Source organism: Enterobacter sp. EC_64 (assembly GCF_019584165.1).
In the GTDB taxonomy this organism is placed as follows: domain Bacteria; phylum Pseudomonadota; class Gammaproteobacteria; order Enterobacterales; family Enterobacteriaceae; genus Enterobacter; species Enterobacter roggenkampii.
Genome location: NZ_VDAS01000063.1, coordinates 1 through 2,440, shown reverse-complemented (window position 1 = coordinate 2,440; position 2,440 = coordinate 1). Strand labels below are relative to the sequence as shown.

At 37.3% G+C, this 2,440-nt stretch carries 5 protein-coding genes; 3 read left to right on the top strand and 2 right to left on the bottom strand.

Annotation, left to right across the window (positions count from 1 at the left end):
- Positions 1-154 precede the first annotated feature (154 nt).
- From FHC52_RS22415 to FHC52_RS22405, 3 genes are read left to right on the top strand one after another with little or no spacing between them, the layout of a single operon-like run.
- Positions 155-418, top strand: a complete 264-nt coding sequence (locus FHC52_RS22415; protein ID WP_126288118.1) for a hypothetical protein — start codon at positions 155-157, stop codon at positions 416-418.
- Positions 418-792: a hypothetical protein gene (locus FHC52_RS22410; RefSeq protein WP_126288116.1), complete on the top strand. Its 375-nt coding sequence runs from the start codon at positions 418-420 to the stop codon at positions 790-792. Before FHC52_RS22415 ends, FHC52_RS22410 begins: the two co-directional genes overlap by 1 nt.
- 37 nt (positions 793-829) lie before the next feature.
- The gene (locus FHC52_RS22405) at positions 830-1,276 is read left to right on the top strand and encodes a hypothetical protein (protein ID WP_126288114.1); all 447 of its coding nucleotides are present in this window, start codon (positions 830-832) and stop codon (positions 1,274-1,276) included.
- Positions 1,277-1,426: 150 nt separating this feature from the next.
- Here FHC52_RS22405 and FHC52_RS22400 read toward each other — a convergent pair whose 3' ends face one another.
- Together FHC52_RS22400 and FHC52_RS22395 are read right to left on the bottom strand one after the other, a co-directional pair.
- On the bottom strand, positions 1,427-1,657 hold the full coding sequence (locus FHC52_RS22400) for a hypothetical protein (protein WP_126288112.1): 231 nt from the start codon (positions 1,655-1,657) through the stop codon (positions 1,427-1,429).
- A 287-nt stretch (positions 1,658-1,944) separates the two neighbouring features.
- The gene (locus tag FHC52_RS22395; protein WP_220420278.1) at positions 1,945-2,400 is read right to left on the bottom strand and encodes a site-specific integrase; all 456 of its coding nucleotides are present in this window, start codon (positions 2,398-2,400) and stop codon (positions 1,945-1,947) included.
- Positions 2,401-2,440 lie beyond the last annotated feature (40 nt).

Below are 2,440 nucleotides of genomic sequence, written 5' to 3'. Positions count from 1 at the left end.
TGCCCTAACAGGATCCCGGTCATCTCAAAATTGGTGTTAGTGTTAGACATATATTCAAGCCTATCTCTTATCTGGAGATACAGCTACTGTCTGGTGTTTCAGGGGGCTACATCAGTTGGCCTACAGCAGCTACCATCAAGAAGGTGCTAGGACTATGAGCATGAGACTTGTAGAAGTGATCAACCAGCTGAATGAATATGAGTCTTATCGTTCGTTTAATGGCAATCACATTGAAGCTATGAGCATGATTGCTAGAGGTGCTTCTAGTAGTGACGTGATTATCACATATGACCCACCAGAAGATATCAAAGCTCTTTGGTTAGAGATGGTATGGCTTAGTGTCCATCCTACTCGTAGACACCATGAGATCTTTGAAGAGTGGTATCAAGGTGTGATTGATCTGTTAGGAGATGCATAATGTACATTCCAATTTGGGCATTGGTGATTTTAGCTATTGCTATTGGTCTACTTTGGAATTGGGGATTAACCTATAAAAATAACTTCATCAAGTTTTACAGAGAGTGGGGGTTAGCTCGTTATGAGTTTGAACGTGCTGCTACATTATTGGCTTGTGATCGTAGTAACTGTGTTGAAACCTTGTGTGATCAAGACAAAAAAAATTTAGCTAGGCATATGTTCGGTGAGTGGATTTATGACGACAGATGGACTCGTTGGAATAGCGGTAATTTCTACGATGAAGGAATCTCCCTTGTTAGGGAGGCCATATACCAGCAATGCCAAAAGTATGATTACTCAAATCTTGAATATAAATATTCAGGAAGAAATGACTAAAGCAAACCAAAATTATTGAACGATTTGGAGAATAAAAATGTATCTTCCACTTTGGGTAGGATTCTTAATGGTATTGGTTATCATCTATCTTGCAGTTATTAATAGCAAAAAGATGGAAAAGCTTAATGATGAACTGATTAAATTGAATGCCATGCTCATTGAAACAAAAAATGAGCTTAAGGATAATCTGTACGATGCTAGGTTTATGATTAAAACCAATCAACTTCTCTTAGAAGAGCTGTATAGAACTGATCTTACTACAAATTATTTTTGTAGTAACATATACAATACTTCCTATCGTACTGGTACTACTATCAAGCATATAGATGAAGAGCTTCAGTTTCATTTAAAAGGTTATAGTAAATCTGAGAATACTGTTATGGAGGCTTGTTACGCTGTTAACGGTAATAAAGAAACTGCTCCAATTTTTGCAGATAGCAAGATAATTGAAATTAAAGATAACGTTACAATTTCTAAGATTTGAAGCTGTAGTCTTGAGGCAAGGATGCCTATCAGAATTTTTAAACCGGAATCAAGTATATAATCAAGCGTAGGTGTTACTTAAAAATTACTCAGGGGAATAATATATAATTATTATACTACTCCCCCTATAGGCCTACCTACTTAGTAATGTTTATTTCAATATCAATATGATTAACAATATAATCACTATTCCTATCCCTACTCCCACCATACTAAAGAATGGTATTGCTACATATTGAATAAGCAACCATCCCATAACTATCACTATTCCTGCTAGCACATAGTTGAAATGATCTTTCAATACCTTCCATCCAATAGCTATGAATGTCCCTGTTAAAATCAACATAACAGTGATAGTTCCAATCCATCTAATTGTTTCCATGCTTAACACACCTTCTCTAAAGCTTTCTGCATTTGAATAAGTGGCTTCCTAGTTTGATATACACGGTCTGTTGTAACAGTGTTGCTATGACCTAATATTGCATATCTAACAGAGTCAGCTACCTCAATATCCCTCAGTCTATTACTCAGTGACATACGGAAATCATGTGTACTGTGATCTAAGCCAAATTGCTTAAATGCGTTAGCTACACGGCTTGCTGCTGCATTATTCTTATTCCAACCCAATACCACCTTCCCTTTAGGAAGTGCTCTCAGATCTTCGTACAGCTAGTTTAAATGGCTATTGATGGGGATATTCCTAACACTGCTATCACATTTAACTGTCTTCCCATTCTCTGTATTGATGCTTATGCATCGTACACCATCTACTTCTCTGAAATCCTCTGGACGTAATTGATTAGCTTCACCTATCCTCATTCCAGTGATCCATAAGATCATTAATAGCTCCTTCAGCTTTCCTTTGTAATTATTAACATACGCTGAACTGATAGCTTCTTGATAAGTAACAGGTGCTATTTCCGTCTTGGTATTAACAGTTTCAATTTTATTAAACAGCATTCCCCTAACAGGATTCGACTGTAACCAGTCTCGTTTATTAACACAGAAGCCAAATAGGGCTTGTAGCTTAATAAGAGCATCCTGACGGCTTCTAGGGAAGGTGCGAACAAGTCCCTGATATGAGATCATGTTTGTCATCTGGAGCCATGGAACAGGGTTCATCATGAGTCATCAACTTACCTTCGCCGACAGTGAATTCAGCAGT

Coding starts and splice junctions, on each gene's coding strand:
- FHC52_RS22405 (WP_126288114.1), top strand. CDS start 830: ATGTATCTTCCACTTTGGGTAGGATTCTTAATGGTATTGGTTATCATC.
- FHC52_RS22410 (WP_126288116.1), top strand. CDS start 418: ATGTACATTCCAATTTGGGCATTGGTGATTTTAGCTATTGCTATTGGT.
- FHC52_RS22400 (WP_126288112.1), bottom strand. CDS start 1,657: ATGGAAACAATTAGATGGATTGGAACTATCACTGTTATGTTGATTTTA.
- FHC52_RS22415 (WP_126288118.1), top strand. CDS start 155: ATGAGCATGAGACTTGTAGAAGTGATCAACCAGCTGAATGAATATGAG.
- FHC52_RS22395 (WP_220420278.1), bottom strand. CDS start 2,400: ATGATGAACCCTGTTCCATGGCTCCAGATGACAAACATGATCTCATAT.